This is a genomic window from Mesorhizobium sp. P2_E10, from assembly GCF_056404235.1.
The window spans coordinates 462,201-488,767 of the sequence record NZ_JBFUEK010000001.1; the positions used below are offsets into that span (position 1 = coordinate 462,201).

General features: G+C 63.8%; 26 protein-coding genes. 16 read left to right on the top strand and 10 right to left on the bottom strand.

The genetic code is table 11. The annotated features are described in order from the left end of the window. Positions 1–45: 45 nt before the first annotated feature. The 5 genes from uraH (at position 46) to AC1D0N_RS02340 (ending at position 6,143) form a co-directional block, all read left to right on the top strand. Positions 46–420 carry a hydroxyisourate hydrolase gene (gene uraH / locus AC1D0N_RS02320; protein WP_477240981.1) on the top strand — a complete coding sequence of 125 codons (375 nt, stop codon included), beginning with the start codon at positions 46–48 and terminating at the stop codon, positions 418–420. A gap of 3 nt (positions 421–423) precedes the next feature. Then, the gene (gene xdhA, locus AC1D0N_RS02325; protein ID WP_477240982.1) at positions 424–1,905 is read left to right on the top strand and encodes a xanthine dehydrogenase small subunit; all 1,482 of its coding nucleotides are present in this window, start codon (positions 424–426) and stop codon (positions 1,903–1,905) included. Continuing rightward, the gene (gene xdhB, locus AC1D0N_RS02330; protein WP_477240984.1) at positions 1,905–4,244 is read left to right on the top strand and encodes a xanthine dehydrogenase molybdopterin binding subunit; all 2,340 of its coding nucleotides are present in this window, start codon (positions 1,905–1,907) and stop codon (positions 4,242–4,244) included. The genes xdhA and xdhB overlap by 1 nt, the downstream gene beginning before the upstream one ends. A gap of 73 nt (positions 4,245–4,317) precedes the next feature. Further along, complete coding sequence (xdhC, locus tag AC1D0N_RS02335) at positions 4,318–5,199, top strand: xanthine dehydrogenase accessory protein XdhC (protein WP_477240986.1); 882 nt, start codon at positions 4,318–4,320, stop codon at positions 5,197–5,199. A gap of 110 nt (positions 5,200–5,309) precedes the next feature. Continuing rightward, complete coding sequence (locus tag AC1D0N_RS02340; protein ID WP_477240988.1) at positions 5,310–6,143, top strand: PhzF family phenazine biosynthesis protein; 834 nt, start codon at positions 5,310–5,312, stop codon at positions 6,141–6,143. A 6-nt stretch (positions 6,144–6,149) separates the two neighbouring features. Here AC1D0N_RS02340 and AC1D0N_RS02345 read toward each other — a convergent pair whose 3' ends face one another. The 3 genes from AC1D0N_RS02345 to AC1D0N_RS02355 form a co-directional block, all read right to left on the bottom strand. Beyond that, on the bottom strand, positions 6,150–7,400 hold the full coding sequence (locus AC1D0N_RS02345) for an LLM class flavin-dependent oxidoreductase (protein ID WP_477240990.1): 1,251 nt from the start codon (positions 7,398–7,400) through the stop codon (positions 6,150–6,152). After that, positions 7,397–8,383, bottom strand: coding sequence for an LLM class flavin-dependent oxidoreductase (locus AC1D0N_RS02350; RefSeq protein WP_477240992.1), 987 nt, complete (start codon positions 8,381–8,383; stop codon positions 7,397–7,399). Before AC1D0N_RS02350 ends, AC1D0N_RS02345 begins: the two co-directional genes overlap by 4 nt. An 83-nt stretch (positions 8,384–8,466) precedes the next feature. Beyond that, complete coding sequence (locus tag AC1D0N_RS02355; RefSeq protein ID WP_477240994.1) at positions 8,467–9,387, bottom strand: LysR family transcriptional regulator; 921 nt, start codon at positions 9,385–9,387, stop codon at positions 8,467–8,469. A gap of 132 nt (positions 9,388–9,519) precedes the next feature. On the opposite strand from AC1D0N_RS02355, the gene AC1D0N_RS02360 reads away from it, so the two are divergent. From AC1D0N_RS02360 to AC1D0N_RS02375, 4 genes are all read left to right on the top strand, one after another. Then, positions 9,520–10,737: a urate hydroxylase PuuD gene (locus AC1D0N_RS02360; RefSeq protein WP_477240996.1), complete on the top strand. Its 1,218-nt coding sequence runs from the start codon at positions 9,520–9,522 to the stop codon at positions 10,735–10,737. A 2-nt stretch (positions 10,738–10,739) separates the two neighbouring features. Then, on the top strand, positions 10,740–12,056 hold the full coding sequence (gene guaD / locus AC1D0N_RS02365) for a guanine deaminase (protein ID WP_477240998.1): 1,317 nt from the start codon (positions 10,740–10,742) through the stop codon (positions 12,054–12,056). Between the two features lie 141 nt (positions 12,057–12,197). Then, on the top strand, positions 12,198–12,701 hold the full coding sequence (locus tag AC1D0N_RS02370; RefSeq protein WP_477241000.1) for a heme-degrading domain-containing protein: 504 nt from the start codon (positions 12,198–12,200) through the stop codon (positions 12,699–12,701). Continuing rightward, the gene (locus AC1D0N_RS02375; RefSeq protein WP_477241002.1) at positions 12,698–13,957 is read left to right on the top strand and encodes a glycerate kinase type-2 family protein; all 1,260 of its coding nucleotides are present in this window, start codon (positions 12,698–12,700) and stop codon (positions 13,955–13,957) included. Before AC1D0N_RS02370 ends, AC1D0N_RS02375 begins: the two co-directional genes overlap by 4 nt. 13 nt (positions 13,958–13,970) lie before the next feature. Here the strand turns inward: AC1D0N_RS02375 and AC1D0N_RS02380 are convergent, their stop codons facing one another. Both AC1D0N_RS02380 and AC1D0N_RS02385 read right to left on the bottom strand, forming a co-directional pair. Continuing rightward, positions 13,971–15,371 carry a glutamine synthetase family protein gene (locus AC1D0N_RS02380; protein WP_477241004.1) on the bottom strand — a complete coding sequence of 467 codons (1,401 nt, stop codon included), beginning with the start codon at positions 15,369–15,371 and terminating at the stop codon, positions 13,971–13,973. Positions 15,372–15,382: 11 nt separating this feature from the next. Then, complete coding sequence (locus tag AC1D0N_RS02385; protein ID WP_477241006.1) at positions 15,383–16,765, bottom strand: aspartate aminotransferase family protein; 1,383 nt, start codon at positions 16,763–16,765, stop codon at positions 15,383–15,385. 167 nt (positions 16,766–16,932) lie between these two features. Here AC1D0N_RS02385 and AC1D0N_RS02390 point away from each other — a divergent pair, with 167 nt between their 5' ends. After that, a complete protein-coding gene (locus AC1D0N_RS02390) occupies positions 16,933–17,385 on the top strand; it encodes a hypothetical protein (protein WP_477241008.1) in 453 nt (150 codons plus the stop codon). 7 nt (positions 17,386–17,392) lie between these two features. Here AC1D0N_RS02390 and AC1D0N_RS02395 read toward each other — a convergent pair whose 3' ends face one another. From AC1D0N_RS02395 to AC1D0N_RS02410, 4 genes are all read right to left on the bottom strand, one after another. Further along, complete coding sequence (locus tag AC1D0N_RS02395; RefSeq protein WP_477241010.1) at positions 17,393–18,367, bottom strand: WD40 repeat domain-containing protein; 975 nt, start codon at positions 18,365–18,367, stop codon at positions 17,393–17,395. 99 nt (positions 18,368–18,466) lie between these two features. Continuing rightward, the gene (locus tag AC1D0N_RS02400) at positions 18,467–18,994 is read right to left on the bottom strand and encodes a GNAT family N-acetyltransferase (RefSeq protein WP_477241012.1); all 528 of its coding nucleotides are present in this window, start codon (positions 18,992–18,994) and stop codon (positions 18,467–18,469) included. Further along, positions 18,991–19,269 carry a type II toxin-antitoxin system TacA family antitoxin gene (locus AC1D0N_RS02405; protein WP_477241014.1) on the bottom strand — a complete coding sequence of 93 codons (279 nt, stop codon included), beginning with the start codon at positions 19,267–19,269 and terminating at the stop codon, positions 18,991–18,993. The genes AC1D0N_RS02400 and AC1D0N_RS02405 overlap by 4 nt, the downstream gene beginning before the upstream one ends. 69 nt (positions 19,270–19,338) lie before the next feature. After that, positions 19,339–20,418: a CobW family GTP-binding protein gene (locus tag AC1D0N_RS02410; RefSeq protein ID WP_477241016.1), complete on the bottom strand. Its 1,080-nt coding sequence runs from the start codon at positions 20,416–20,418 to the stop codon at positions 19,339–19,341. Positions 20,419–20,620: 202 nt separating this feature from the next. On the opposite strand from AC1D0N_RS02410, the gene AC1D0N_RS02415 reads away from it, so the two are divergent. After that, positions 20,621–21,352, top strand: coding sequence for an intradiol ring-cleavage dioxygenase (locus AC1D0N_RS02415; protein ID WP_477241018.1), 732 nt, complete (start codon positions 20,621–20,623; stop codon positions 21,350–21,352). 220 nt (positions 21,353–21,572) lie between these two features. Next, complete coding sequence (locus AC1D0N_RS02420) at positions 21,573–22,043, top strand: MarR family winged helix-turn-helix transcriptional regulator (RefSeq protein WP_477241020.1); 471 nt, start codon at positions 21,573–21,575, stop codon at positions 22,041–22,043. Positions 22,044–22,056: 13 nt separating this feature from the next. Here the strand turns inward: AC1D0N_RS02420 and AC1D0N_RS02425 are convergent, their stop codons facing one another. Further along, positions 22,057–22,929: an AraC family transcriptional regulator gene (locus AC1D0N_RS02425; RefSeq protein ID WP_477241022.1), complete on the bottom strand. Its 873-nt coding sequence runs from the start codon at positions 22,927–22,929 to the stop codon at positions 22,057–22,059. Positions 22,930–22,965: 36 nt separating this feature from the next. On the opposite strand from AC1D0N_RS02425, the gene AC1D0N_RS02430 reads away from it, so the two are divergent. The 4 genes from AC1D0N_RS02430 to AC1D0N_RS02445 all read left to right on the top strand — a co-directional run bounded on the left by AC1D0N_RS02430 (position 22,966) and on the right by AC1D0N_RS02445 (position 26,513). After that, on the top strand, positions 22,966–23,373 hold the full coding sequence (locus AC1D0N_RS02430) for a DUF2000 family protein (protein WP_477241024.1): 408 nt from the start codon (positions 22,966–22,968) through the stop codon (positions 23,371–23,373). Between the two features lie 173 nt (positions 23,374–23,546). Further along, on the top strand, positions 23,547–24,431 hold the full coding sequence (locus AC1D0N_RS02435; RefSeq protein WP_477241026.1) for a DMT family transporter: 885 nt from the start codon (positions 23,547–23,549) through the stop codon (positions 24,429–24,431). A 79-nt stretch (positions 24,432–24,510) separates the two neighbouring features. Next, the gene (locus AC1D0N_RS02440; protein ID WP_477241856.1) at positions 24,511–25,533 is read left to right on the top strand and encodes a LacI family DNA-binding transcriptional regulator; all 1,023 of its coding nucleotides are present in this window, start codon (positions 24,511–24,513) and stop codon (positions 25,531–25,533) included. Continuing rightward, positions 25,530–26,513: a 2-hydroxyacid dehydrogenase gene (locus tag AC1D0N_RS02445; protein ID WP_477241028.1), complete on the top strand. Its 984-nt coding sequence runs from the start codon at positions 25,530–25,532 to the stop codon at positions 26,511–26,513. Before AC1D0N_RS02440 ends, AC1D0N_RS02445 begins: the two co-directional genes overlap by 4 nt. Positions 26,514–26,567 lie beyond the last annotated feature (54 nt).

Below are 26,567 nucleotides of genomic sequence, written 5' to 3' on the forward strand. Positions count from 1 at the left end.
GTTCGATTGTACCGGACCTGTTCGTACCGGGAAGGGAGGCGGCCAGTGGCAGAAACGTCGAAAGCCGATGGCGGGCGTCTGACGACCCACGTCCTCGACACCGCGACCGGCAAGCCGGCGGCGGGCCTGTCGATTGCGCTTTATCATCTCGATGGCGAGGCGCGGACGCATCTGAAGACAGTCGTGACCAACGCCGACGGCCGCTGCGACGCGCCGCTGCTGGCCGGCGCGGAATTCCGCACCGGCGAATATGAACTGATCTTTGCCGCCGGCGACTACCTACGCCAACAGGGGACAAAACTGCCGCAACCGGCCTTCCTCGACGTCGTGCCGATCCGCTTCGGCATGGCCGATCCCGTGCATTATCATGTACCGCTGCTTGTCTCGCCCTACGGCTATTCCACCTACAGGGGGAGCTGAGGCATGGCCAAGTTCAAGACACGCAACGAGATTCGCTTCATCCTCAATGGCGAGGACGTCGTGCTGACCACGGTTGCGCCCGACGAGACCTTGCTCGACTGGCTGCGGCTCAACCGGTCGCTGCGCGGCACCAAGGAAGGGTGCGCCGAAGGCGACTGCGGCGCCTGCACCGTGCTGGTCGGCAGGCTCTCCGCCGGCAGGCTGGTCTATGAAAGCGTCAACGCCTGCATCCGCTTCCTCGGCTCGCTCGACGGCACCCATGTCGTCACCGTCGAGCATCTGCGTGGTGAAGCAGGCCAGTTGCATCCGGTCCAGCAGGCGATGGTCGATTTCCACGGCTCGCAATGCGGCTTCTGCACGCCGGGCTTCGTCATGTCGCTCTATGGCCTGTGGATGCGGTCGCCGGAGCCATCGGATGCGGCAATCGAAAAAGCGCTGCAAGGCAATCTCTGCCGCTGCACCGGCTATGAGGCGATCATGCGCGCCGCGCGCGCCATTTCCGGCTACGGCAAGGCGGCAAAGGATCCGCTGGGGACGGAACGCAAGGCGATCACCGCGAAGCTTGCGGCGATGAAAGACGGGTCGCGGGTCGAGATCGGCGCCGGCAAGGCGCGGCTCATCGTGCCGGCCGATGTCGATGATTTCGCCGCCGTGCTCGACAAGCAGCCGGGCGCCACCATCGTCGCCGGTTCGACCGATGTCGGCCTGTGGGTGACCAAGCACATGCGCGATATCTCGCCGGTGATCTTCATCGGCAATCTCGACGGTCTCTGCACGATCTCCGAGGACAAGGGCGTGATCTCGATCGGCGCCGGCGTCACCTACAGCGACGCCTTCGCGACGCTGGCGAAACGCATTCCGACGCTCGGGCCGCTGTTCGACCGCATCGGCGGCGAACAGGTGCGCAACATGGGCACGATCGGCGGCAACATCGCCAACGGCTCGCCGATCGGCGACACGCCGCCGCCGCTGATCGCACTCGGCGCGCAACTGACGCTGCGCCGCGGCAAGAAGCGGCGCACGATCCCGCTCGAGGACTTCTTCATCGCCTATGGCAAGCAGGACCGTAAAGCCGGCGAATTCGTCGAGGCCGTGCATGTCCCTGTGCCGGCCAAGCGGACAAAGTTTGCGGTCTACAAGATCACCAAGCGCCGCGACGAGGACATCACCGCAGCCCTCGGCGCCTTTTTCCTGGATCTGGCAAAAGACGGTACGGTGGCTGACATTTGCATCGCTTATGGCGGCATGGCGGCGACGCCGAAACGGGCCCTCGGTGTCGAGAAGGCTCTGCTCGGTAAGCCCTGGACGGAGGCCACGGTCGAGGCGGCCATGGCCGAATACGCCAATGATTTCACGCCGTTGACCGACATGCGGGCGAGCGCCGAATATCGGGCGCTCGCGGCAAAGAACCTTTTGCTGCGCTTCTTTGCCGAGACCAGCGGTACCAAGGCGCCATTCCAGGTTTCACGGCACGAGGCGGCCTGATGAACAAGCACGCCACCCCCAATTTGAAGGCGCAAAAGATCGCCGGCGGTGTCGCCACCGACCAGCGCCATGATTCCGCGCACAAGCATGTCAGCGGCACCGCGATCTATATCGACGACATGCCGGAGCCGGCCGGCACGCTGCATGGCTGCCTCGGCCTTTGCACGGCCACCCATGCCACCATCACGAAAATGGACCTGTCGGCGGTACGCTCAGCACCCGGCGTCGTCGATGTGTTGACGGCCAAGGATATACCTGGCGAGAACGACATTTCGCCGACCGGCCGTCACGACGAGCCGGTGCTCGCCGACGGCAAGGTGCAATTCCATGGCCAGCCGATCTTCTGCGTCATTGCCGAGACGCGCGAGCAGGCCCGCCGTGCCACAAGGCTGGCCAAGGTCGAATACAAGGAATTGCCTTTCGTCACCGACATCGGCGAGCTCAACCCGAAGAAGGACAAGCTGGTCACGCCGCCGCTGACGCTGAAGCGTGGCGACGCCGCGGCCGCAATCAAGGCCGCTCCCCGCCGGCTGAAGGGAAAAATGCGCATCGGCGGCCAGGAGCACTTCTACCTCGAAGGCCATATCGCCATGGCCGTTCCCGGCGAGGACCACGACGTCACCATCTATTCCTCGACCCAGCATCCGAGCGAAGTGCAGCACATGGTCAGCCATGCGCTGGGTGTGCCGAGCAACGCCATCACGGTCGAAATCCGCCGCATGGGCGGCGGCTTCGGCGGCAAGGAAACGCAAGGCAACCAGTTTGCCGCTTTGGCCGCCATCGCCGCGAAAAAACACCATCGCGCGGTAAGGATCCGGCCCGACCGCGACGACGACATGATCGCCACCGGCAAGCGCCATGATTTCCTGGTCGACTACGAAATCGGCTTCGACGACGACGGCAATATTCTCGGCGTCGACTTCATGTTCGCGGCGCGCTGCGGCTTCTCGTCGGACCTCTCTGGCCCGGTCACCGACCGTGCCCTGTTCCACTGCGACAACACCTATTTCTGGCCGGCGGTGCATGCGCAATCGGCGCCGCTCTACACCAACACCGTCTCGAACACCGCCTTCCGCGGCTTCGGCGGTCCTCAAGGCATGGTCGGCGCCGAGCGCGTCATCGACGAGGTCGCCTTTGCCGTCGGCAAGGACCCGCTCGAAATCCGCAAGAAGAATTTTTATGGCACCAGTGACCGCAACATCACGCCCTACCACCAGACGGTCGAGGACAACATCATCCACCGCATCGTCGCCGAGTTGGAGGCGAGCGCGGATTATGCGAGGCGCCGCCGGACCATCGAGGCCTTCAACGCCAACAGCCGCTTCATCAAGCGTGGACTGGCGCTGACGCCGGTAAAGTTCGGTATCTCGTTCACCGCCACCCACTACAACCAGGCCGGCGCGCTGGTGCATGTCTACACCGACGGTTCGGTGCACCTGAACCATGGCGGCACCGAGATGGGGCAAGGCCTCTACGTCAAGGTGGCGCAAGTGGTGGCCGAAGAGTTCCAGATCGATCTCGACCAGGTGAAGATCACCGCGACGACGACGGGCAAGGTGCCGAACACCTCGGCCACGGCAGCATCGTCCGGCACCGACCTCAACGGCATGGCGGCGCAGAACGGCGCGCGGCAGATCAAGGACCGGCTGACCAATTTCGCCGCCGAAAAGTACCAGGTGCCGCGCGACCAGGTTCTGTTCCTGCCCAACCGGGTGCGCATCGGCAACCAGGAAATCCCTTTCGCCGATTTGGTCAAGCAGGCCTATATGGCGCGCATCCAGCTGTCGGCGGCAGGTTTCTACAAGACGCCGAAAATCCACTGGAACCGCGACAAGGGCGAGGGCCGTCCGTTCTACTACTTCGCCTATGGCGCTTCGTGTTCGGAGGTTTCGGTCGACACGCTGACCGGCGAATACATGGTCGAGCGCACCGACATCCTGCACGAGACCGGCCGTTCGCTGAACCGCGCCATCGATCTTGGCCAGGTCGAGGGCGGCTTCATCCAGGGCATGGGCTGGCTGACGACTGAGGAACTTTGGTGGGATGCCAAGGGCCGGCTGCGCACCCATGCGCCGTCGACCTACAAGATCCCGCTCGCCTCCGACCGGCCAAAGATATTCAATGTGACGCTGGCCGACTGGCCGGAAGCCGGCGAGCCGACGATCCACCGCTCCAAGGCGGTCGGCGAGCCGCCGTTCCCGCTCGGCATGTCGGTGCTGCATGCGCTATCGGATGCGGTGGCAAGCGTCGCCGACCACAAGATCTGTCCGCGCCTCGACGCCCCGGCAACGCCGGAACGCGTGCTGATGGCGATCGAGCGGCTGAAGGCCAAGGCCTGAGTCCGGCCCAGGGTTGGCAACGGGTGCAAATCCGGCCGAAAAAGCCTATGTTTCCCGCACGGGAATGCGAAACATGAACTCGAAAGTGCAAAGCCTGAAAGACTTCCTTGCCGGTCAAGGCCGCGTTGCTTTGGTCGAAGTGGCCGGCACAAAAGGTTCGACGCCGCGCGAGAAGGGCGCCTTCATGCTCGTCTCGGCCGCGGCGATATCAGGCACGATCGGCGGCGGCCAACTCGAATATATGGCGATCGACAAGGCCCGGCAGATGGTGGGTAAAGAAGCCCGCATCGAAGTCGACGAAATCTGTGCGACGCTCGACGTGCCGCTCGGGCCGGAAATCGGCCAGTGCTGCGGCGGCAGGGTCGAGGTGCTGATCCGATTGGTCGATGCGACGCTGGCGCAAGAGTTGGTCGCGGGGGCGGAAGCCGAAGAGGAGCATCTGCCGCATGTCTACATCTTCGGCGGCGGCCATGTCGGCCAGGCGTTGGCCGCGGCGGTGGCCTTGCTGCCGGTGCATGTCGTGGTTATCGAGACACGGGCCGAGGCGCTGGAAGGCATGCCGGAAGCCGTCGAAACCAGCCTGACGCCGATGCCCGAAGCGATGGTGCGCAAAGCCCCTGCCGGAACCGCCTTCGCCATCCTCACCCACGACCACGCGCTGGATTTCCTGATTGTCGCCGAAGCACTGAAACGCGACGATGCTGCCTATGTCGGCATGATCGGCTCGAAGACCAAGAAGGCGACGTTCAGGAACTGGTTCCTGAAGTCGGCCGACGGCAGCGAGGCCGAGTTTGCCCGGCTCGTCTCGCCGATCGGCGGCGATACGGTCAAGGACAAGCGGCCGCAGGTGATTGCTGCGCTTGCCGCCGCCGAGATCATGACGGCCTTGGTCGCCCACACGGCTGCATCAGTCGCTCCGTACCCGGCGTCTCGCGACAAGGCGATGGCCAGCTGAGGCGGTTTGCGGGCTGTGAGCAAAAGTCACAGCTGCTCCTCGCTTTCCTCGGTTCTCAAATGAGCTGAGAAGGTGTTTCCTGCCTCCTTTGCAGCATGAGGCAGAGACAAATGGACGTATTGAGGATCGCGGCCTTTTCCGATGGCGATACCGGCGGCAATCCTGCCGGGGTGTTGATTGCCGATGTCTTGCCCGATGCTGCCAAAATGCAGACCGTCGCGGCTGAAGTCGGATTCTCCGAAACCGCCTTTGCCGCACCCGACGGCGACAACTGGCGGGTCAGCTATTTCTCGCCGGAATCCGAAGTTCCGTTTTGCGGCCATGCGACGATCGCCTTGGGTGCAGCGCTGGTTCGGCAGTTTGGTGATGGCGTCTTCGCGCTGATCCTCAACCAGGCCTCGATCACCGTCGAGGGTTTTCGCGATGGTGCGAATATCGCCGCTGCGTTGCAGTCGCCGCCGACCCACAGCAAACCTGCTCCGCAGAAGCTGGTCGCCGAGGCGCTGGCGCTGTTCGGCTATTCCTCAAGCGAACTCGATCCGGCCATTCCACCGGCGCTGATCCATGGCGGGGCCGACCACCTCTTGCTGGCGCTGAAGTCGCGCGAGGCCCTGGCCGCCATGGCCTATGAGCTGAAAGCCGGCCAGGCCCTGATGCGGCGCGAAGGCCTGGTCACCATTCTGCTCACTTACGCCGAAACGCCGCGCCTCTTCCACACCCGAAACCCGTTTGCCTCAGGCGGCGTCTACGAGGATCCGGCAACCGGTGCCTCGACGGCGGCATTCGCCGGCTATCTGCGTGACCTCAGCTGGCCGCATGGCGGGGCGATCGACATCGTTCAGGGCGAGGATATGGGCATGCGTTCGCGTCTCCATGCCGATATTCCACCGACGCCGGGCAGTTCGATCAGGGTCTCGGGAACCGCCCGGATGATGGAGGGCTGAGGCGCGTCATGCCGGCCGTTTCAAGCCGAGATGGTCGCGCAGCGTGTGGCCTTCATACTCCTTGCGGAACAGGCCGCGCCGCTGCAGTTCTGGCACGACGAGCATGGCAAAGGCATCGAGCTCGCCGGGAAAATAAGATGGCATGACGTTGAAGCCGTCGGCCGCACCACCCTCGAACCGCGCCTGCAGCTCGTCGGCGACCCGCGCCGCTGTACCGACGATGCGCCAATGACCGCGCGCGCCGGCGAAATGACGGGCAAGCTGGCGGATGGAAAGGCCGTCGCGGCGCGATTGTTCGATGACCAGCGCTTGCCGGCTTTTCATCCCCTCGCTCTCCGGCAATTCCGGCAGCGGCCCGCCGATCGGATAGCGCCAGAGATCGGAGATGCTGAGATAACTGGACAGCAGCGCTACGCCGACATCGTCGGGGATCAGCTCCTGCAACTCCTCGTATTTCTCGCGGGCTTCGGCTTCCGTTTCCGCCACGACGGGCGCCACGCCCGGCATGATCTTGATGTCGTCAGGCTCGCGCCCATAGGCCGCCATGCGCCCCTTCAGATCGTCGTAAAAGGCCTTGGCTTCCTCGAAAGTCTGCGCCGCCGTGAACACGACATCGGCGCTGCGGGCGGCAAGGTCGCGGCCGACGTCCGATGCGCCGGCCTGAACCATCACCGGCGCGCCTTGCGGCGAGCGCGGCAGGTCGAGCGGATCGCGCACCGAAAAGCTCTGGCCGTCGTGACCGCCGTCGAGCTTGCCGTGCCAAAGGCCGGTGACGACTTCGGCGAATTCACGCGCGCGCTCGTAGCGGTCGGCATGCGGCCTGAGACCCGTGGAGCCGAAATTGGCAGCTTCGATGGGACTGGCTGACGTCACCAGGTTCCAGCCGGCGCGACCTCCGCTCAGATGATCGAGCGACAGGAAGGTCCGTGCCAGCCCGTAAGGTTCGTTGTAGCTCGTCGACGCCGTGGAGACGAGGCCGATGCGGCTGGTCTGGATCGCCAGCGCCGAAAGCAGGCTGATCGGCTCAAAGCCGATCGAGCGCGAGGTCTGGCTGGCGATGCCGACATTGGCCTCGCGCAGGCCAGCAGCGTCCTCGCAAAAGATCATGTCGAACTTCGCCGCCTCCGCCGTTCGCGCCAGCTGGATGTAGTGATCGATGTCGATACCCGCCGTGACATGCGCCTTGGGGTGGCGCCAGGCGGCAATATGGTGGCCTGTCGCCCACAGAAAGGCGCCGAGTTTCATCTGGCGGGTCATTGGTCGCCTCCGGCAAGTCCGAAATGCCCGCGCAATGTCGTCCCGCGGTAATCCTGGCGAACGAGGCCACGACGACGCAATTCCGCCAGCACCGGCTCGACGAAACCGTCCAGCGCCGAGGGCGGCATCGCGACGTTGAACCCGTCGCAGCTTTTCGCGCGGAACAGCTCTTCCAACTTATCGGGACTGATATCCGGCCCATTGGCGCTGACGTTCACAAGCGTCCTCAAGGCATCAGGATCGCGCCCGCATGCGGCGACGCGGCGCTTGAGGTCGTCGTAGCGTGCCTTGCCGTCCTGAGCCTCATCCAGCAGGACCAAATCAGCAGTGCGGGCGGCAAGATCGAAGTCGTGCCCCGACAGGCCGGACAGGACCAGTACTGGCATATCCTGCGGCGAGCGCGCGACGTTCAGCGGTCCGCGCACGGAAAAGAACTCGCCCTTGTGGTCGAGCAGATGCATCTTTTCCGGGTCGTGAAAGCGGCCGCTGCTTTTGTCGAACAGCAGCGCATCCGCATCCCAGCCCTGCCACAAGCCTTGAACGATGCCGATGTACTCTTCGGCACGGCGACGAAAATCGTCGTCGGAAAACCCTTCCGGCCGGCTGAAATTGGCCGCCTCGCGTGCCGCCTGCGCCATGGTTGCGTGCCAGCCGGCGCGGCCATGGCTGATGATGTCGAGGGAAGCGAAACGGCGCGCCAGATTGTAGGGCTGGTGGGTGACGGTGGAAGCCTCGGCAACAAGGCCGATCCGGCTCGTCACCGTCGCCAGCGCAGCGAGCAAGGTGGTCGCTTCGAACGGCATCTGCCGGTTGGGCGTATCCGCGTCGGCGGCCGGTTCTGAGTCGGCGAGCAGCACCATGTCCAGCCCGGCGGCTTCGGCCTTCTGCGCGAAGCTGGCAAGGCTGCGGAAATCCGGTACGCTTTGCAGCGAAGCGTCAAGCATCGGCGAAACGGCAAGATGCATCATGGTGCCGTCGGTCATGAATGGTTCCTGCGGTAAGGCAAGCGGGAACTATGTTCGCCACATGCCTCGATGGCAACCGCCGGCGCTGGGCCAACTGTCGCTCACTTGCCGGCCAGCAAATCCTTGATCAGCCGCTGGCAGCGCTCGGCCATGAAGTCGAGCAGCAGCCGCACTTTTGGGTCCTGCAGCTTCTTGTGCGGGTAGACGGCGGCGAACTGCACCGGTGTCGGCGGCGTGTCGGCGAGGATCACCTTCAGCCGCTGGTCGCGGATGAACGGCTCGACCTCGAAGCGCGGCTTGTTGATGATGCCGCGGCCCGACAGCGCCCAGCCGGTCAGCACGTCGCCATCGTCGGTATCGTAGGGCCCATGCACTTCGAATTTCTGCGGGCCGCTCGGCGTCTGTAGCGTCCACACATATTCGCGCGCGCCGGAATAGCGCAGCATCAGGCAGTCATGCTTCTTGCCGATCAGTTCCTGAGGCTCGGTGGGCTCGCCGCGTGCCTCAAGATATTTCGGCGCCGCCACCAGCACCCGTTCGCATTCCATGATGCCGCGCATCCTGAGGCTGGAATCCTCGATGATGCCGAGCCGGAAGGCAACGTCGATGCCTTCCTTCATGATATCGACATTGTGGTCCGAGAGCCGCAGTCGCACCTCGATGTCGGGGTATTTGTCGTGGAAATCGGGAATGCCCGATGCCACCAGCCGGCGGCCGAGGCCAAGCGGCGCCGTCACCTTTATGGTGCCGCGCGGCTGGCCGGACAGTGCCGAGACGGCGGCTTCCGCCTCGGTGATCGCTTCCAGCACCTGCTTGGCGCCGGAATAAAACACCGTGCCGTGCTCGGTCGGCATCAATTGCCGCGTCGTGCGGTTGAACAGCCTGACACCGAGGTGTCTTTCCAGCTCCTTGATGCGGTTGGAGGCGACAGCCGGCGAAATGCGCATGTCGCGGCCCGCCGCCGACAGATTTCCGAGTTCGACGACGCGGACGAAGACGGCGATGTTGTCGAGATAGGCCATGCGGAGCACCTTCGCCGGTTTGCAGCGATCAGCCTAGTATTTTCCATTTTTTTTTGAAAGTCATCGTGCACCTCGCCCCTTTCCGTTTGCGCTCCAGTCCGTAAAGTCACTCGATCGGCAGGGACGACTTCAATGATGGATTTCGCGATTTTCTGGGAATGGCTGAGTTTCGCCGTGCGCTGGCTGCATGTCGTCACCGGCATCGCCTGGATCGGTTCCTCCTTCTATTTCGTCGCGCTCGATCTCGGGCTCCGCCAGCGTCCGGGCATGCCGGTCGGCGCCTTCGGCGAGGAGTGGCAGGTGCATGGCGGCGGCTTCTACCACATCCAGAAATATCTGGTGGCGCCGGCCGAAATGCCCGAGCATCTGACCTGGTTCAAATGGGAATCCTACGCCACCTGGCTGTCCGGATTCGCCATGCTGTGCGTCGTCTACTATGCCGGCGCGGATTTGTTCCTGATCGATCCGAATGTGCTTCAGATGTCGGTGCCGACAGGCATTCTGTTGTCGATGGCCACGATCGGCGTCGGCTGGGTGGTCTATGATCTGCTGTGCCGTTCGCCGCTGGGCAAAAGCGACACCGGCCTGATGCTGGTGCTTTACGGCGTGCTGGTGTTCATCGCCTGGGGGCTGACGCATCTGTTCACCGGTCGCGCCGCCTTCCTGCATCTTGGCGCCATCACCGCCACGATCATGTCGGCCAACGTCTTCATGGTCATCATCCCCAACCAGAAGATCGTGGTCGCCGACCTGATCGCCGGGCGCAAGCCCGACCCGAAATACGGCAAGATCGCCAAGCAGCGCTCGCTGCACAACAACTACCTGACGCTGCCCGTTCTGTTCCTGATGCTGTCGAACCACTATCCGCTGGCGTTTGCGACCGAGTTCAACTGGGTCATCGCCTCGCTGGTGTTCATCATCGGCGTGCTGATCCGGCATTATTTCAACACAGTGCATAAGCGTGCCGGCAACCCGCACTGGACCTGGATGGCAGCCGCCGTGCTGTTCGTGATCATCATCTGGATGTCGACGGCGCCGAAAATACTGACCGGCGAGCCGAAGGCCTCCGCGGCGGCCGAGGTCTATATCGCCTCGGCGCATTTCCCCGCCGTGCGCGACACCGTGCTTGGCCGTTGCTCGATGTGCCATGCGGCGGAGCCGGGCTATGAGGGTATCTACCATGCGCCGAAGGGCGTGATGCTGGATAGCGACGCGGCCATCGCCGAGCACGCTCGCGAGATCTATTTGCAGGCCGGCCGCAGCCACGCCATGCCGCCCGCCAATGTCAGCCAGATTACCGACAAGGAGCGGGCATTGCTGGTGGCATGGTTCGAAGAGGCCGGGAAATAAGCATGACATCAACACTTCTGCGCGGCCGCACGCTGTCCTTCCTGCGCTGGCCCGAAAGCATCGACGACCATGCCGCCTGGCGCTACGAGGAGGATGGCGGCCTGCTGATCAGCGACGGCAGGATCGTTGCCGCCGGGGCCTACGCACAAGTCGAGAAACAGGCCGGCGAGAGCGCCAAACGGATCGACCATCGGCCACACCTGCTGCTGCCCGGCTTCATCGACGCCCATGTGCATTTCCCTCAGATGCAAGTCATTGCGTCCTACGGCGCCGAACTGCTCGATTGGCTGAACACCTACACTTTTCCGGAAGAGACGAAGTTCGCCAACGCCCAGCATGGCCGCCGCATTGCCAGGCTGTTCCTCGACGAGATGGTGCGGCATGGCACCACGACGGTCGCCGCCTATTGCTCGGTGCACAAGGCGTCCGCCGAAGCGTTCTTTGCCGAGTCGCATGACCGCGGCATGCTCAACATCGCCGGCAAGGTGATGATGGACCGCAATGCGCCCGACGGCGTGCTCGACACCCCGCAGTCCAGCTATGACGACTCGAAGGCGCTGATTGCGCAGTGGCACGGCAAGGGGCGGCAGCACTATGCCATCACGCCGCGCTTCGCCATCACCTCATCGCCGGAGCAGCTGGACATGGCCGGCACGCTCTGCCGCGAACACCCCGACCTGCACATGCAGACGCATCTGTCGGAAAACCACGCCGAGATCGCTTTCACCCAAAGCCTCTATCCCTGGTCGCGCGACTACACCGACGTCTACGAACACTATGGGCTGTTGGGCAAAAAGAGCCTGTTCGGCCATTGCATCCATTTGTCGGAGCGCGAGGCGGATGCTCTCTCGGATACGGGTTCGGTGGCGGTGTTCTGCCCGACCTCGAACCTGTTCCTCGGCTCAGGTCTGTTCGATTATCAGCGCTACCGCAGGCGTGACAAAGCTCTCCGGATCGCGGCCGCCACCGATGTCGGCGGTGGCACCAACTATTCGATGCTGCGAACCATGGACGAAGGCTACAAGGTCATCGCGCTGAACGGCGAGAAGTTGAATCCCTTCCAGTCCTTCTGGCAGCTCACCCGCGGCAATGCCGAGGCGCTGTCGGTGGCGGAAAAGGTCGGCACTCTTGACCCGGGCACCGATGCCGACATCGTCGTGCTCGACGCCCGCGCCACGCCGGCCATGCGGCTCAGGATGGAGACGGTGGAGACGCTGGCGCAGGAGCTGTTCCTGCTGCAGACGCTGGGCGACGACCGCGCCGTGCGCGAGGTCTATGTCGCCGGACGGGCTGCCAAGGGCGATATGATTGCGGGGTAAGACCCGCCGCCCAAGGGGAGAGGACCGTAGCTCGACGGAGTGGGGGTCGACCCTGGCGGGGCAAGATGACCGCCGCGACGGGAGCTTGACCAGGCGGAGCTTGTCGTACAAACGACGTGTGACGATTTTCGGAGAAAGAAAATGGCCGCTGCGGACGACATCGCTCTGATCCAGAAACAGGAAGAGACACTCGTCTTCCCCGCCTTTGACGAGGCTGTCGCCTTCGAGATCGGCTCGGCCATCCGCGACCGCGCGCTGACTGAGAACTTCCCCATCATCGTCGATATCAGGACCTTCGACCGGCCGCTGTTCTATGCGGCGATGCCGGGATCGAACGCCTCCAATCCTGACTGGGCACGACGCAAGATCAACGTGGTGAAGCGGTTTCTCAAAAGCACCTATCGCATGGTGCTGGAGCAGCAACGCCCGGACCGCACCTTCAAGGTCGGCGAGGGACTGGATATATCAGACTATGTGCTGGCCGGCGGCGGTTTTCCCATAAATGTCAAGGGCGCCGGCGTCATCGGCGCGATCACGGTCTCCGGCCTGCCGGAGCGTGACGACCACGGCGTCGTCGTCGATGCGATTTGCAACTATCTGCGCCTTGACGCTGCCGAACTGGCACTGCCGCCGGAAGCCAAATGACCGAGCCCAAGCCCTTCCTCATTTCGATTTTCAATGCCGCCGTCGCCGCCGCCGATCCCGAGCGGACGATCCGGAATCATTTGCCGGCAAAGCCCAGGGGTCGCACCATCGTCATCGGTGCGGGCAAGGGCTCGGCGCAGATGGCGGCGGCTTTCGAGAAGGTGTGGGACGGACCGATCGAAGGGCTGGTCGTCACCCGCTACGGCTATGGCGCGAAATGCGAGCGCATCGAGATCATCGAGGCAGCACACCCCGTACCTGATGCCGCCGGGCTCGAGGCGTCACGGCGGCTGCTCGCCAAGGTGCAAGGGCTGACCGAGGACGATCTGGTCGTGGCGCTGATTTCCGGCGGCGGCTCGGCGCTGCTGCCGTCGCCCGCCGGCAGCCTGACGCTGGCCGACGAGATTGCCGTCAACGAGGCGCTGCTCGCCTCCGGCGCGCCGATTGCTGCGATGAACACCATCCGCAAGCATGTCTCCACCATCAAGGGTGGCCGGCTGTCAGCTGCGGCATATCCGGCCAAGGTGGTGTCGCTGGTCGTCTCCGACATTCCCGGCGACAATCCGGCGCTGGTCGCCTCCGGCCCAACCGTGCCGGATTCAGGCAGCCGCGAAGACGCGCTGGCGTCGATATCAGCCTATGGCATGAAGCTGCCGGCCTCAGTCATGGCGCATATCAATTCGCCGGCTGCCGATGCACCACGAGCGGATGATCCGCGCTTTTCTCGCAACGAAGTCCATCTGATCGCTTCGGCCGGTGTCTCGCTGGAAGCTGCAGCCGCCGAGGCCAGGCGGCAAGGCATAGAGGCCGTCATCCTCTCCGATTCCGTCGAAGGCGAAGCGCGCGAGGTCGGCGGCGTCCATGCGGCGATCGCACGCGAGGTGGCGACGCGCAACCGGCCATTTCAAAAGCCGGTGCTGATCCTGTCGGGCGGCGAGACCACGGTAACGCTAAGGGCTAAGGGCAAGGGTGGCCGCAACAGCGAATTCCTGCTCGCCTTCTCCATCGGCATCAACGGCACGCAAGGCATTCACGCGCTGGCCGCCGACACCGACGGCATCGATGGTTCGGAAGACAATGCCGGCGCCTTCGCCGATGGCTCGACCGTATCGCGGATGCGCGCTGCGGATGTGGACGCCAAGGCCATGCTCGCCGGCAACAATGCCTGGACGGCGTTCAATGCCGTCGGCGATCTTTTCGTGCCCGGCCCTACGGGCACGAATGTGAACGATCTCCGGGCGATCCTGATCCGCTGAAGTCGCGCAGCTCTCACACCTCGTGCAGATAGAGGTGGTAGTCCAGCTCGCTGACGGTGCGCGCGACGCGCAGATATTCGGATTGCTTGATCGCCACGAACGTCCGGTGCAGGTCTTCGCCGAGCGCGCCTTTGAGGAAGGTCGACGCCCTTGCCGCCTCGATCGCGGCACGCCAGTCCACCGGCATCGTCGTGCGCGTGATTGCCGATTCGTAGCCATTGCCGGTGGTTTCCGGCCCGGGGTCGAGCCCCTCATCGAGACCTTTGACGATGGCGGCCAGCACCGTCGCCGCGATCAGATAGGGGTTGGCGTCGACGCCCGACGGCCGGTGCTCGATGCGCCGGCTCTTGGCGTCGCCCGCGGGTACGCGCAGCGCCACCGAACGGTTGTTGACGCCCCAGGTCGGCGCCACCGGCGCGTAGGACTGCGAAACGAAGCGCCGCCACGAATTGGCATGCGGCGCAAACACCAGCATGGATTCGGCCATGGTCTGGATCAGGCCGCCAAGTCCCTGCAGCAGCGGCAGCGACCAGCTTTCGCCACCGGCCTCGGCAAAGACGTTCCTGCCGGCTTTGTCCTGCAGCGAGACATGGAAATGCATGCCGGATCCCGCATATTTCTCGATCGGCTTGGCCATGAAGCAAGCGGTGACGCCATGGCGGCGCGCCTGCGCCCGCACCAGTCGCTTCAGCATGACAAGGTCGTCGGCCGCCCGCATCACGTCCTTGCGGTAGTTCAGCGTCAGCTCGTACTGGCCGGGCGCATATTCGGAAATGACGGTTTCCGCCGGAATGCCTTGCGCCTTGGCGGCGGCATAGATGTCGGAAAACAGCGGTTCCATGCCGTGCAGATGGTCGACGGAATAGACTTCGGTCTTACCTGAGACGCGGCCGTCGAGCACGGCGTCTGCCGGCTTTACCTTGCCGTCGGCGTCGCGTTCGTTGGCCAGTAGAAAAAACTCGAGCTCGAAGGCGCCGGCGGGATAGAGCCCCTTGGCCGCCAGTATGTCGACCTGGCGGGCCAGCGCCAGCCGCGGGTCGGAAGACATCGGCCGGCCGTCGAGCATGTACATCGCCATCAGCAGCTGGCCGCGCGGCGGCTGCGTGCCGAACAGCGGCACCAGCGTGCCGGGGATCGGCCATGCCCTGAGGTCGCCGTCGCCGGTCGTCCAGATCAGCCCGGTCTCGTGCACATCCTCACCGGTGATGTCGAGGCCGAGGATCGAGATCGGCATATGGCGGCCGCCCTCGAAAATGCTCATCAGCTCGTGCCGGCGCACGATCTTGCCGCGGCCGACGCCATTGGCGTCGGTCAGCACGATGTCGAAAGCCTCGATTTCGGGATGCGCGGCGAGGAAAGCCTTGGCTTCGCTGGGCGTCGAGCCAGAAGGTGAGGTCGCTGTGGCTGTTGGCATGCGCGCTTGTCTCATGCCGCAAGCCTTGCCGCAACCGCTGCGAAGGCGGTGATCAACCGGTTGACCTGGGCGCCGGTGGTTGCCGGCGAGATCAGCATCATGTTGTGGAAGGGCGCGATCAGCACACCCTGGTTGACCAGCGCGACATGGATCGCGGCTTCGAGCTCCGGCGCATGCGCCATTTCCGCCTCGCCGCCATTCCTGAGCGGGCCGGGGGCGCAGATGAACTCGACGCGGGCGCCGACGCGGGCAACATGCCAGGGCAGACGGTAGCGGTCGATGACGCCGGTCAGTCCGGCATCGAGCCGCCGCGCCAGATGGTCCATCCGGTCATAATTCTCTTGCGTCATCACCTCCTCGAGCGTGGCGCGCATCGCCGCGAATTGCAGCGGGTTGGCCGACAGCGTCGTGCCCATGCCGGAATAGCCCGGCTCCTTGGTCCTGTTGTAGGCGGCATAGCGTGTGGCGATGTCATCGCTCATACCCCAGACGCTGGCCGGCACACCGCCGGCGATCGGCTTGCCCAGCACGAAAATGTCCGGTTCCAGTCCGTATGTTCTGGTGTAGCCGCCGGGGCCGGTCGAGATCGTATGCGTCTCGTCGATCAAAAGCAGCGTGCCGGTCGCGCGCGTCAGCCTGCGCAGCGCATCGTGAAAACCGCGATCGGGCAGCACCATGCAGGAATTGGTCAGCACCGGCTCGGTGATGACACAGGCGACGTCGCGGTCCGCGAGTGCTGCTTCGAGTGTTGCTATATCGTTGAATTCGATAACCTTTGCGGTCTTGGTCAGGTCACGAAACTCGCCAGCCAGCCCAGGCCGGTTGACCGGGATGCCGTCGACCAGCCGCACCATCGTCTCGTCGACAGAGCCGTGATAGCAGCCGTTGAAGACCAGGATCTTTTCTCTGGAGGTGACGGCGCGGGCAACGCGCAGTGCGAAACGATTGGCGTCGGTCGCCGTCGTCGCGATCTGCCAGAAGGGCAGGCCGAAACGCTGCTGCAGCAACGGGCCGATGGCCAGCGCATCCTCGGAAGGCAGCATGTAGGTCAGGCCGCGCCCTGCCTGGCGGCGGATGGCCCGCGCCACCGGCGGCGGCGAATGGCCGAACATCGAGCCGGTGTCGCCGAGGCAGAAATCGTCGAGCCTTATACCGTCGATGTCGGTGATGGTGGCGCCCCTGGCGCTGTCGACCAGGATCGGAAACGGCGTCGGCCAGTCGTTCATCCAGTGCATCGGCACGCCGCCGAAGAAGCCGGGCAGACCGTTGCCGGCCTTGGCTTGCGATTTCGGCCGTGCCTTGCGGAAGATGGCGGCTTCCGCCTCGCGCAATGCGGCGATGCGGGCGGGCCCGATGCCGCCAATGGAGGCCGTTGAATGGTCGAATAAATGCATGAAGGACCCTCTCGCCCGGCACTGTAGACGTCAGCGGTCCGCAACCGCAATTGGCCGACTGGCTGCTCTGCATTGGTTCAGCGGCCGCGGTAGACGCTGGTGGCGCTTGACCTCGAGGCTCGGACTGGCATCAATGTGGCCGAGCTTGGGGGCTTTGGAGGAGAAGAATGCGGACGATCATCTGCGTAGCGACGTTGTTTCTGTCGGCTGGCACGGCTTTCGCGTCCGGCGGCATCTGGTGTTCCGTCGAGGATGCAGCGGCGATATTCACGGTCGAGGCCGGCGTCACCAGGGGCATGGGCGGGCCGACCTTCAACTTTCGCGGCGATCTCGAAATTCTGGGCAGGCCGGTCGGCGACGATCTGCGCAAGACCGTGTTCGAGGATTCCAACCTGACCCAGTACTGGCTCGACGACAAGGAATTGCGGCTGAACATCTACCACGAGCACGAGGTCGCGCAACGCATCAACTCAGTCGAACTGACGATCCTGACCAAGACCAGTGACGAAGGCGTCTATGACGGGCTTTATACGCTCGCCATCTACGACGCCGCGGCGGATACGGACCAGGACGGCAAGCCGGTTGAGGTCACCGGCAAAGTATCCTGCGGGGCCGAATAAGTTACGCTTATGCCGAAATATCGACGACGCCGCAGTCGCCGGCAGCGCTGCCGAAGGCGACGCGGCGCTCTTCCTTGCCCCACATCATCGAGGTGATGGCGCCCTTGCCCGGCCGGCGCAGAAGCACCTCCTTGGCGTCGGCAAAACGCACTGCCATTACCATGCCGTCGTCATAGCCGACGGCGACGACATCCTGGCTCGGATGGCAGGCGACAGCGGTCACCATGGCGTTGCCGCGCGTGCCGAGTTCCAGCGGCGCCTTGCCCATCGGCCCGTCCTTGCCCGAAAACGGCCAGACGATTGCCGCCGGCGCGCCGGAACTCGCCAGCCATTTGCCCTTGGCGCTCCAAGACAGGCTTTTCACCTTGCCGGGATAGCCGGTCATGCGCATGTGCTTGCCGTCGGCGAGCTTCCAGCCATGCAGCGCGTTCTCTTGCATGGTGGTGACGACAAAGGCGCCATCGGGCGAGAAGGTCATGCCGGTATGGGCGCCGGCCCATTCGAGTTCGACCGGCTTGCCCTCGGCAGCAGGGAAATGCAGCGTCGCGCCATTGTAGCGGGCGACGCCAAAACGCATGCCCTTGGGCGAAAACGCCAGCCCCTCGACCGAGCGCGGATGGGCAAACTCCCTGGTTTTGCCGTCGGCAAAGCGCACGAAGGCGGTCTTGCCCGAGGCATAGGCGATGGCGCCCTGCGGCCCGGCGGCGACGCTGGTGATCCATTTCTTTCCGGCTGTCGCCAGTTCATTGGCATTGCCGCCGGCGGTGACTGAAAAGATCTTGCCGTCCTCGCCACCGGTGATCAGCCTGTCGTTGGCCGCGTCATGGAAAGCAGCGAGCAGGCCGTCATTGGCTTGTACCGTCTTGTGGCCATGGTCGAGCCGATGAACAGTGCCGTCAGCCAGCGCAAAATGCGGCACGTCGCCGAGGAAGACGGCGGCGATGCAATGTCCTTCGAGATCAAGCGGGGCGACGGTCGGCATGGTTATCTTTGTTCAGTTGGACGAGATTGCAGAGGCGGCTTACGCGACGTTCGCGGTTCCGGCAACCATGAGGATCAGCAAAGTGAAGGGAGGCGATCGTCAAAGCAGTCCTTTGGCCTTCAGGCCGGTTGCGAAGGTCGCCAGTGGCATCACAAGGGTCAAATCCGGTCCCTGAAGGCGCTCGGCCCCATAACTGGCATACCACCTTGCGGCTCGCTCGCTCTTGGCATCGATGATGAGCAGGATGCCGCCGCCCTCGCCAGCGAGCCGTAGGCAGCGCAACGCTGCGGAGGCAAGCAGCTGACCACCGAGCCCTTGTCCTGCCACTGTGCGGTCGGTCGCAAGCCGAGCAAGCTTGAAGCCGGAAACCTCGTGTCGCGCCAAGCCCCTCGTCATGGCTTCGGGGACGGTGCCATGAGCGACTGCGGATGGTGCGATCGTATAGAACCCGAGAATCCGCTCCGAAGCCGTGTCATCGATCGCACAGAAGGTCTTGGCTGCGTTCTGATCGTGGCTCTGGCGCGCGAACCGTCGCAGGAAATCGTTCATCGGCGCGTCGCCGCAATCGAACGAGGTCCGATCGTGCCGTTTCGCAATCGGCTCTTCGTGCCAGGACGGAAGCGTCACAGAGTATCCGGCAAGCTGGCGATCGCCGCCTGAAGCCTGGCATTGGGTTTTGGCGGGTGCTCCAACAGCTCGAGGATGCGCGCAAAATCGCGATCGGATACTTTCGTCACCTCGGCCGCCTCAATCACGGCCTGCGCTTCGGGCACGACCTTGTCGAGGATGAAGTCGGCCACGTCCTTATGCGACAGTGCCGCAGCACGCGCGATCATCGCCTTCTGCGCAGGCGCAATGCGGATTTGATAACGCTCGGTCTTGTTGTCGGCTGATCTAGGCACAAGAGCCTCCTCATGGTGCATGTACACATGATATGTGTACATGCACTCAAAATCAACCCTCCGAGATCATCAAGCCGCCTGGCAGGCGTCGAAGCTCTTCTTCAGCCGCTCGCCATCGAGCTCACGGCCGATGAACACCAGCCGGCTCTCGTGCTTCTCGCCATCCTTCCAGGCGCGCTGGTGGTCGCCTTCGATGATCATGTGCACGCCCTGGATGACGTAGCGCTCATCGTCGCCCTTGAGCGCGATGATGCCCTTCAGCCGCAGGATGTTCGGGCCTTCCATCTGGGTGATCTTCTCGATCCAGGGGAAGAACTTCTTCGGGTCCATCTCGCCGCCGCGCAGCGACACCGACTGCACTGTCACGTCATGGATGTCGGACGGGTGCGCGTGATGACGGTGCCCATCGTGATCATGGTCGTGTCCGTCATGATCATGGTGGTGATGATCATGATCATGGTCATGGTCATGGTGGTCGTGATCGTGCTCGTCATGCCCTTCGAGGAAATGCGGATCGTTCTCCAGCGCCCTGGAAAGGTCGAAGGCGCCGCGGTCGAGCACCTCGGACAGTGCCACGCCAGCGCGGGTGGTGCGATGGATCCTCGCAGCCGGGTTGATGGCGCGGATCGTCGCCTCGACCTTGGTGAGCTCTTCCCGTGTCACCAGATCGGTCTTGTTGAGCACGATGACGTCGGCAAAGGCGATCTGGTCTTCGGCTTCGCGCGAATCCTTCAAACGCAGCGGCAGATGCTTGGCGTCGACCAATGCCACCACCGCGTCGAGCCTGGTCTTGGATCGCACGTCGTCGTCCATGAAGAAGGTCTGCGCCACCGGCACCGGATCGGCGAGCCCGGTGGTCTCGACGAGGATGGCGTCGAAGCGGCCGGGACGGCGCATCAGGCCTTCGACCACACGGATCAGGTCGCCGCGCACCGTGCAACAGACGCAGCCATTGTTCATCTCGTAGATTTCCTCGTCGGATTCCACGATCAGCTCGTTATCGATGCCGATCTCGCCGAATTCATTGACGATGACGGCGTAGCGCTTGCCGTGGTTTTCCGACAGGATGCGATTGAGCAGCGTCGTCTTGCCAGCGCCGAGATAGCCGGTGAGAACGGTTACGGGAATCTGCGTCTGTGCATCGCTCATGTCATGCCTCGAAGTGACTGGGCCGCGACGGGCCTCGAAAAGGATTGTTGGCTCCATATAGGATGCCCCTGCCGGTTTTGCACGTGGCAAACCAATGGGCCAATGAGCCTGCCGACATTGCCGAATTCCATTGGCACCGTCTGGCCATGCCGCTTAGATACGGGTGCGGGAGGCCGCTTGAACTGAATTGAAGAGGTGCCCAATGACCGCCAGGCCATCCTCCTTCCCGCTAAGCCGGCGCCGGGCGCTCGGCCTAATCGCCGTTACCGCCAGCGGCGGCGTCTTCCTGCCGGCCGCCGCAAGGGCGGCGCAGGCCTCGCCCTATGCCGGGCTCGCTCTGTTCGATGGCGGCGCCGGAGTCTGCGCGATTACCCCTGAAGTGACCGAGGGGCCGTTCTACTTCGACCCGAAGCTAGAACGCACGGACGTCACCGAAGGCAAGAAGGGTGTCAGCCTCAATGTCCGGCTGCAAATCGTCGACGCCAGCTGTCGGCCGCTTGCCGGCGCGCGCGTCGACATCTGGCATTGTGATGCGCAGGGCGCCTATTCCGGCTATCCCGGGCAAGGTGATGGCCAGGATGTCGACACCTCCGGCCAGAGCTTTCTGCGCGGCTGGCAGAAGACGGATGACAGCGGCATCGTTTCCTTCGCCACCATTTATCCAGGCTGGTATCACGGCCGCACCACCCACATTCATTTCAAGGTCTTCCCAAACGACAATTCGGTAATGACCGGCCAGCTGTTCTTTCCCGACAGCCTCAGCGAGCAGATCTTCACCACGGTCGCCCCCTATAATGACCGTCCCGGCAAGCGCGACACGTCTAACGCAGGCGACGGCATTGCGCGGCAGGCCGGACCGCTGTCGCAGGCGGCATTGCGCGAAGTGGCGGACGCCTATCAGGCCCTGTTGGTCATCGCGGTGAAGGCCGGTTGAGCGCCTCGTTCCGTGCATCTGGCACTCCGTTGAAAGAGTCCTCGCGCCGAAAAGTCGTTTGTCATCTAACTGAAATAAACATCTGGCATTGACCACGGCGGACACCGTAATGCTTGCCGGCAAAGCTGTTTTGCAAAGCCGGAATCTTTTTGATCGTCGATTGCCAACCCGGCGGCTGGGTCTATGCTGCCCGCACCGGTTCGGCCGAAGAGGGATGACCATGGCCAAGGCGGACAAGACTGCGACAATGAGCCGGCTGCATTCGGCGGCGCGGCTGGCGCGTACGGCGCTCGCCGCACGGCTGCTGGCGCACGGTTTCTATGCCGGGCAGGACCAGATCATGCTGGCGCTCGACCGCGAGGACGGCCAGACGCCCGGCAATCTCGCCGGCCGCCTCGGCGTGCGCCCGCCGACCATCACCAAGACCATCAACCGGCTGCAGGCGCAGGGTTTTCTGGAAAAGCGTGCCTCCTCGGCCGATGCCCGCCAGGCCCATATCTTCCTCACCGAGACCGGCCGCGACATCATCCATGCCATCGAGAAATCGGTGAAGAAGACCGAAAAGCAGGCGCTGAAAGGCCTCGACAAGAAGGACCAGAAGGCGCTGTTCAAGCTGCTGGCCCGCATCGAGGCGAACCTTTCCAACGAGGAAATGGTGCTCATCGACGAGGACGCCGACATCGACGACTGATCTCGGTTGTTTATCAGGCGGCCGCGTTCGCCGGCCCGTGGATCAGTGCCGACCAACGTCCCGGCGTAACGCCGAACGCCTTCTTGAAATGCCTGTTGAAATGGCTCTGGTCGCTGAAGCCGGCCGCAATGGCGATCTGCGCCAGTGGCTCGTTGGCCTCGATCATCCGGCGCGCCCGTTGCAGCCGGCGCATCACCAGAAAGCGGTGTGGGCTGGTTGCGAAGGCAGCCCGGAAATGCCGCGACAGGGCGTAACGGTCGAGCCCGGTGATTGCCTCCAGCTCTTCCGAGCACACGCTTCGCTCTGCGTTTTCCTCAAGATAGTCGCGCGCCAGGCTGACGGCGCGCCATGCGGTTTTCAAGATCGGCTTTGCCGGCTGGCCGGCATGCCGCGCCAGGCTTTGCGTCAACTGCGTGATGAAATCGCTGACGAACAGCTCGTCCAGCTCCTGGTCCAGCGGCCCCAGCGCCGAAAGCAGCGTTGCGCAGAAAACGCGGTCGCTCACCACAGCATCGCGCACGAACGGCAGCGCTGCACCGCCGAGGCAGTCCAGGATGAGCGACGGCTCCAGATAGAGTATCCGGTAGCGCAGGCCGTTTTCGGTGCCGGCGCCGCCATCGTGCAATTCGTCGGGATGCAGCACGATGATCTGGCCCGGCAGGCTGTGATTTGTCGCGCCGCGATAGCGGAAGCTCTGCACGCCATGCAGTGTCACGCCGATCGCATAGGTGTCGTGGCGGTGGAGATCGAAGGCGTTGCCGTGGAACCGCGCCTCGATACGCTCCATGCCGGCATGACCAGGGGCCGCGACGATGCGGTTCTCGGCCGCATCCACGCACAAACGTCCAAGACCTTGCAGGGCCTGCCTGTCTAGATCGTGCGGCATCGCCTCATTTCACAACTCGAATTGGTCAAGTCTCTCATGTTCGATATGAAGTTCGCAATCGTGCTGCAGGATGATCTTCCCGTCTGGCAGAAACTCAACGTCACCGCCTTCCTGACCAGCGGCATCGTCGCGCAGGGTCCCGACATCATCGGCGAGCCCTACCGCGACCGCGCCGGCAACATCTACAACCCGCTGTCGATCCAGCCGGTCATCGTGCTTTCAGCTGATCGCCCAACACTTGGCGCGATCCATAGGCGGGCTCTGGAGCGCGGTGTCACAACCTCGCTCTACGTCGACGAAATGTTTTCGACCGGCCATGACGTCGCCAACCGCGCCGTCTTTGCGCAATTTGCGCCCGAGGACGCCAAGGTGGTCGGCATCGCGCTGCGTGCCGAAAAGAAGCTCGTCGACAAGATCACCAAAGGCGCCCGCATGCATCCCTGATGCCTCTGGGGCCTAAGCCTGTCCGCAGGTCTTGTTGTGCCAGGCGCTTTTGGCTTGCCGGCTGGCGGCAATTGCCGCAAAGGTGGGTTTCCGCCTACCTTCCGTCCGGCCCGAAATTGAGTGCTCCCCCAAGACATGACGAAAGCGCGACGCCGCCGGCGGCGATCGTCTGCATGCTTTCGGTCTATGTGTGTTTCACCTTTCTCGACACCAGCAGCAAATATCTTGTGCTCGCCGGCGTCTCGGCGCTGATCGTCGCTTGGGCGCGCTTCACTGTGCATGTGCTGATCGTCGGGGTCTTTCTGCGCGGCTGGCGCGATCCGTCGCGCTTTCGCGCCAACAATCTGCCGGCGCATATACTGCGCGGCCTGTTCCTGTTCGGCTCCACCATATTCAACGTGCTGGCGCTGCGGACACTGCAGCTGGCCGAAACCACCTCGATCTTCTTCTTCGCGCCGATGGTGATCACCGCCCTTGCCGGTCCGCTTCTGGGCGAATGGGCTGGCTGGCGGCGCTGGCTGGCCATCCTGACCGGCTTTGTCGGGGTCCTCATCATCACCCGGCCCGGCGTCGGCGTTTTCGGCATCGGCCACCTCTTCGCGCTCTGTTCGATGCTGTCGAACTGCTTTTACGTCATCATGACGCGCCGCATGTCGGCGAGCGAAACCTCCGAGAGCCTCATCCTGTTTTCGGCGCTGGCGCCCGCCGTGTTGCTGTTGCCGCTGCTGCCGTTTTCGCTGTCGCTGCCGCAGGACGGCTGGCACTGGGTCGTCCTTTTGATGCTTGGCGTGTGTGGCGCCATCGGCCATTGGCTGCTGGTGCAGGCCTATCGCATCGCCACCACCACCGCGCTCGCGCCTTATCCCTATTCGCAAATGGTGTGGATGATCGTTTCCGGCTGGTTCTTCTTCAACCAGTTCCCCGACCGCTGGACGCTTCTGGGCGCTGCAATCATCGTCGCCAGCGGTCTTTACATCGTCCATCGCGAGCATCGGCTGCGCGTGCGCAATCGCGCCGCGCTCGACGTCGAGATGGAAGCGCTGGCAAAAAAACTTTGATTTGCCCCCGATCGATGGCATAACGCCGCCTTTAAACAGTTTAGGTCTGAAATTCAGGTCGTTCGGGGAGCGCAAGGCGCTGGCACAAAAAATCAAGCTTTCGACGATCGCGGACGCGCTTGGCGTGTCCACGGCCACTGTCTCGCTAGCGCTGCGCGACAGCCCGCTGGTCGCCGGCACCACGCGCGATCGCATCAAGGAGCATGCGCGGGCCATCGGCTATATCTACAACCGCCGTGCCGCCAGCCTGCGCACCTCGCGCTCGGGCATCGTTGGCGTCGTCGTCCACGACATCATGAACCCGTTCTTTGCCGAGATCCTGCGTTCGATCGAAAGCGAGCTCGACCGCAGCCGGCAGACCTTCATCCTGTCCAACCACTACGACCAGCTCGAAAAGCAGCGCACCTTCATCGACACGCTTCTGCAGCTCGGCGCCGACGGCGTCATCATGTCGCCGGCCATCGGCACGCCGGCTTCCGACATCGTCATGGCCGAGGAAAACGGCCTGCCGGCGGTGTTGATCGCGCGCACGGTCGAAGGCGCGGACGTGCCGGTGTTTCGCGGCGACGATTCCTATGGCACCGGGCTTGCCACCAATCACCTGATCTCGCTCGGCCACAAGCGCATCGCCATGATCGGCGGCACCGATCAGACCTCGACCGGCCGCGACCGCTACCAGGGCTATGTCAACGCCATGGAGGCGGCGGGGCTCGAAGTCAGGCCGTCCTGGCGCATTGCCGGCCCGCGCACCAAGCAGGCCGGTTTCGAGGCGGCTGGACAGTTTTTGGCGCTGAAAGACAAACCGACCGCGGCCTGCTGCTGGAATGATCTCGTCGCCATCGGCCTGATGAATGGCATCGCCCGCGCTGGCCTGGTGCCGGGTGTCGATATCTCCGTCACCGGCTATGACGATCTCGAGGAGGCTGCGATCGCAACGCCCGCACTGACCACGGTCTGGAACGGCCAGCGTGAGGTCGGCCGTCGCGCCGCCAGTGCGCTGCTCGACAAGCTCAACGGGCAGACGGTGCGGCCGTCGCAGGAACTCATCAAGCCGGAACTGCATGTGCGTCAGTCAACCGGCAAGCCGGTGGAGCGTGCATGACAAAGGCCGACCAATTGCAGACCGTCGCCATCCTGGTGCCGGGGCATTTCAACGACCATGCCGTTGAGCGCATAGACCGCACCTTCAATCGGATCAGGATCGAGCGCGCCGATCCGGCGCTGGTCACCGACGAGATGCGCAGCAAGGTGCGCGGCATCGCCTCCTTCGCTGGCATCGATGCCGCGATGATGGATGCATTGCCCAATCTCGAACTCATCGCCTCGTTCGGTGTCGGCTATGATTCGGTCGATGTCGGCCATGCCGCCGCGAAAAACATCATGGTCACCAACACGCCCGATGTGCTGACCGAGGAGGTTGCCGACACCGCGATCGGACTGCTGATCAACACCATTCGCGACCTGCCGCGCGCCGAAACCTGGCTGCGCGATGGCAGCTGGGTGCGCAACGGCAACTATCCGCTCAGCCGGTTGACCTTGCGTGGTCGCAAGGTCGGCATCTTCGGCATGGGCCGCATCGGGCAAGCCATTGCCCGGCGGCTGGAAGCCTTTGGCTTACCGGTCGCCTATCACAACCGGCGCCAGGTCGTAGGCTTGGCCTACGCCTACCACCCGACGTTGAAGGGCCTCGCCGAAGCGGTCGACACGCTGATTTCCGTGGCGCCCGGCGGCGCTTCGACGGAAAAGGCGGTCAATGCCGAAATCCTGTCGGCGCTCGGCGCCAACGGCGTCTTCGTCAACATCGGCCGTGGCAGCACCGTGGACGAGGCAGCCCTTGCCGTCGCCCTTGCCAACGGCACCATTGCCGCCGCCGGGCTCGATGTCTTTGCCGACGAACCGAACGTGCCCAAGGCGTTGCTCGAAGCGCCCAACACCTCGCTGCTGCCGCATGTCGGTTCGGCCTCGCACCACACGCGCCGCGCCATGGCCGATCTGTGCGTCGACAATCTGGTGTCCTGGTTCAGCGAGCGCCGGCCGGTGACGCCGGTGCCGGAGACGGCTCAGGTCAAGGCACGAGGCTGAGCGGCGGTCTGCCACATTTATTAACGTCGGCTTAACGCTTTGAAATCATTCTGT

Coding starts and splice junctions, on each gene's coding strand:
- xdhA (WP_477240982.1), top strand. CDS start 424: ATGGCCAAGTTCAAGACACGCAACGAGATTCGCTTCATCCTCAATGGC.
- xdhB (WP_477240984.1), top strand. CDS start 1,905: ATGAACAAGCACGCCACCCCCAATTTGAAGGCGCAAAAGATCGCCGGC.
- xdhC (WP_477240986.1), top strand. CDS start 4,318: ATGAACTCGAAAGTGCAAAGCCTGAAAGACTTCCTTGCCGGTCAAGGC.
- AC1D0N_RS02340 (WP_477240988.1), top strand. CDS start 5,310: ATGGACGTATTGAGGATCGCGGCCTTTTCCGATGGCGATACCGGCGGC.
- AC1D0N_RS02345 (WP_477240990.1), bottom strand. CDS start 7,400: ATGACCCGCCAGATGAAACTCGGCGCCTTTCTGTGGGCGACAGGCCAC.
- AC1D0N_RS02350 (WP_477240992.1), bottom strand. CDS start 8,383: ATGACCGACGGCACCATGATGCATCTTGCCGTTTCGCCGATGCTTGAC.
- AC1D0N_RS02355 (WP_477240994.1), bottom strand. CDS start 9,387: ATGGCCTATCTCGACAACATCGCCGTCTTCGTCCGCGTCGTCGAACTC.
- AC1D0N_RS02360 (WP_477240996.1), top strand. CDS start 9,520: ATGATGGATTTCGCGATTTTCTGGGAATGGCTGAGTTTCGCCGTGCGC.
- guaD (WP_477240998.1), top strand. CDS start 10,740: ATGACATCAACACTTCTGCGCGGCCGCACGCTGTCCTTCCTGCGCTGG.
- AC1D0N_RS02370 (WP_477241000.1), top strand. CDS start 12,198: ATGGCCGCTGCGGACGACATCGCTCTGATCCAGAAACAGGAAGAGACA.
- AC1D0N_RS02375 (WP_477241002.1), top strand. CDS start 12,698: ATGACCGAGCCCAAGCCCTTCCTCATTTCGATTTTCAATGCCGCCGTC.
- AC1D0N_RS02380 (WP_477241004.1), bottom strand. CDS start 15,371: ATGCCAACAGCCACAGCGACCTCACCTTCTGGCTCGACGCCCAGCGAA.
- AC1D0N_RS02385 (WP_477241006.1), bottom strand. CDS start 16,765: ATGCATTTATTCGACCATTCAACGGCCTCCATTGGCGGCATCGGGCCC.
- AC1D0N_RS02390 (WP_477241008.1), top strand. CDS start 16,933: ATGCGGACGATCATCTGCGTAGCGACGTTGTTTCTGTCGGCTGGCACG.
- AC1D0N_RS02395 (WP_477241010.1), bottom strand. CDS start 18,367: ATGCCGACCGTCGCCCCGCTTGATCTCGAAGGACATTGCATCGCCGCC.
- AC1D0N_RS02410 (WP_477241016.1), bottom strand. CDS start 20,418: ATGAGCGATGCACAGACGCAGATTCCCGTAACCGTTCTCACCGGCTAT.
- AC1D0N_RS02415 (WP_477241018.1), top strand. CDS start 20,621: ATGACCGCCAGGCCATCCTCCTTCCCGCTAAGCCGGCGCCGGGCGCTC.
- AC1D0N_RS02420 (WP_477241020.1), top strand. CDS start 21,573: ATGGCCAAGGCGGACAAGACTGCGACAATGAGCCGGCTGCATTCGGCG.
- AC1D0N_RS02425 (WP_477241022.1), bottom strand. CDS start 22,929: ATGCCGCACGATCTAGACAGGCAGGCCCTGCAAGGTCTTGGACGTTTG.
- AC1D0N_RS02430 (WP_477241024.1), top strand. CDS start 22,966: ATGTTCGATATGAAGTTCGCAATCGTGCTGCAGGATGATCTTCCCGTC.
- AC1D0N_RS02435 (WP_477241026.1), top strand. CDS start 23,547: ATGCTTTCGGTCTATGTGTGTTTCACCTTTCTCGACACCAGCAGCAAA.
- AC1D0N_RS02445 (WP_477241028.1), top strand. CDS start 25,530: ATGACAAAGGCCGACCAATTGCAGACCGTCGCCATCCTGGTGCCGGGG.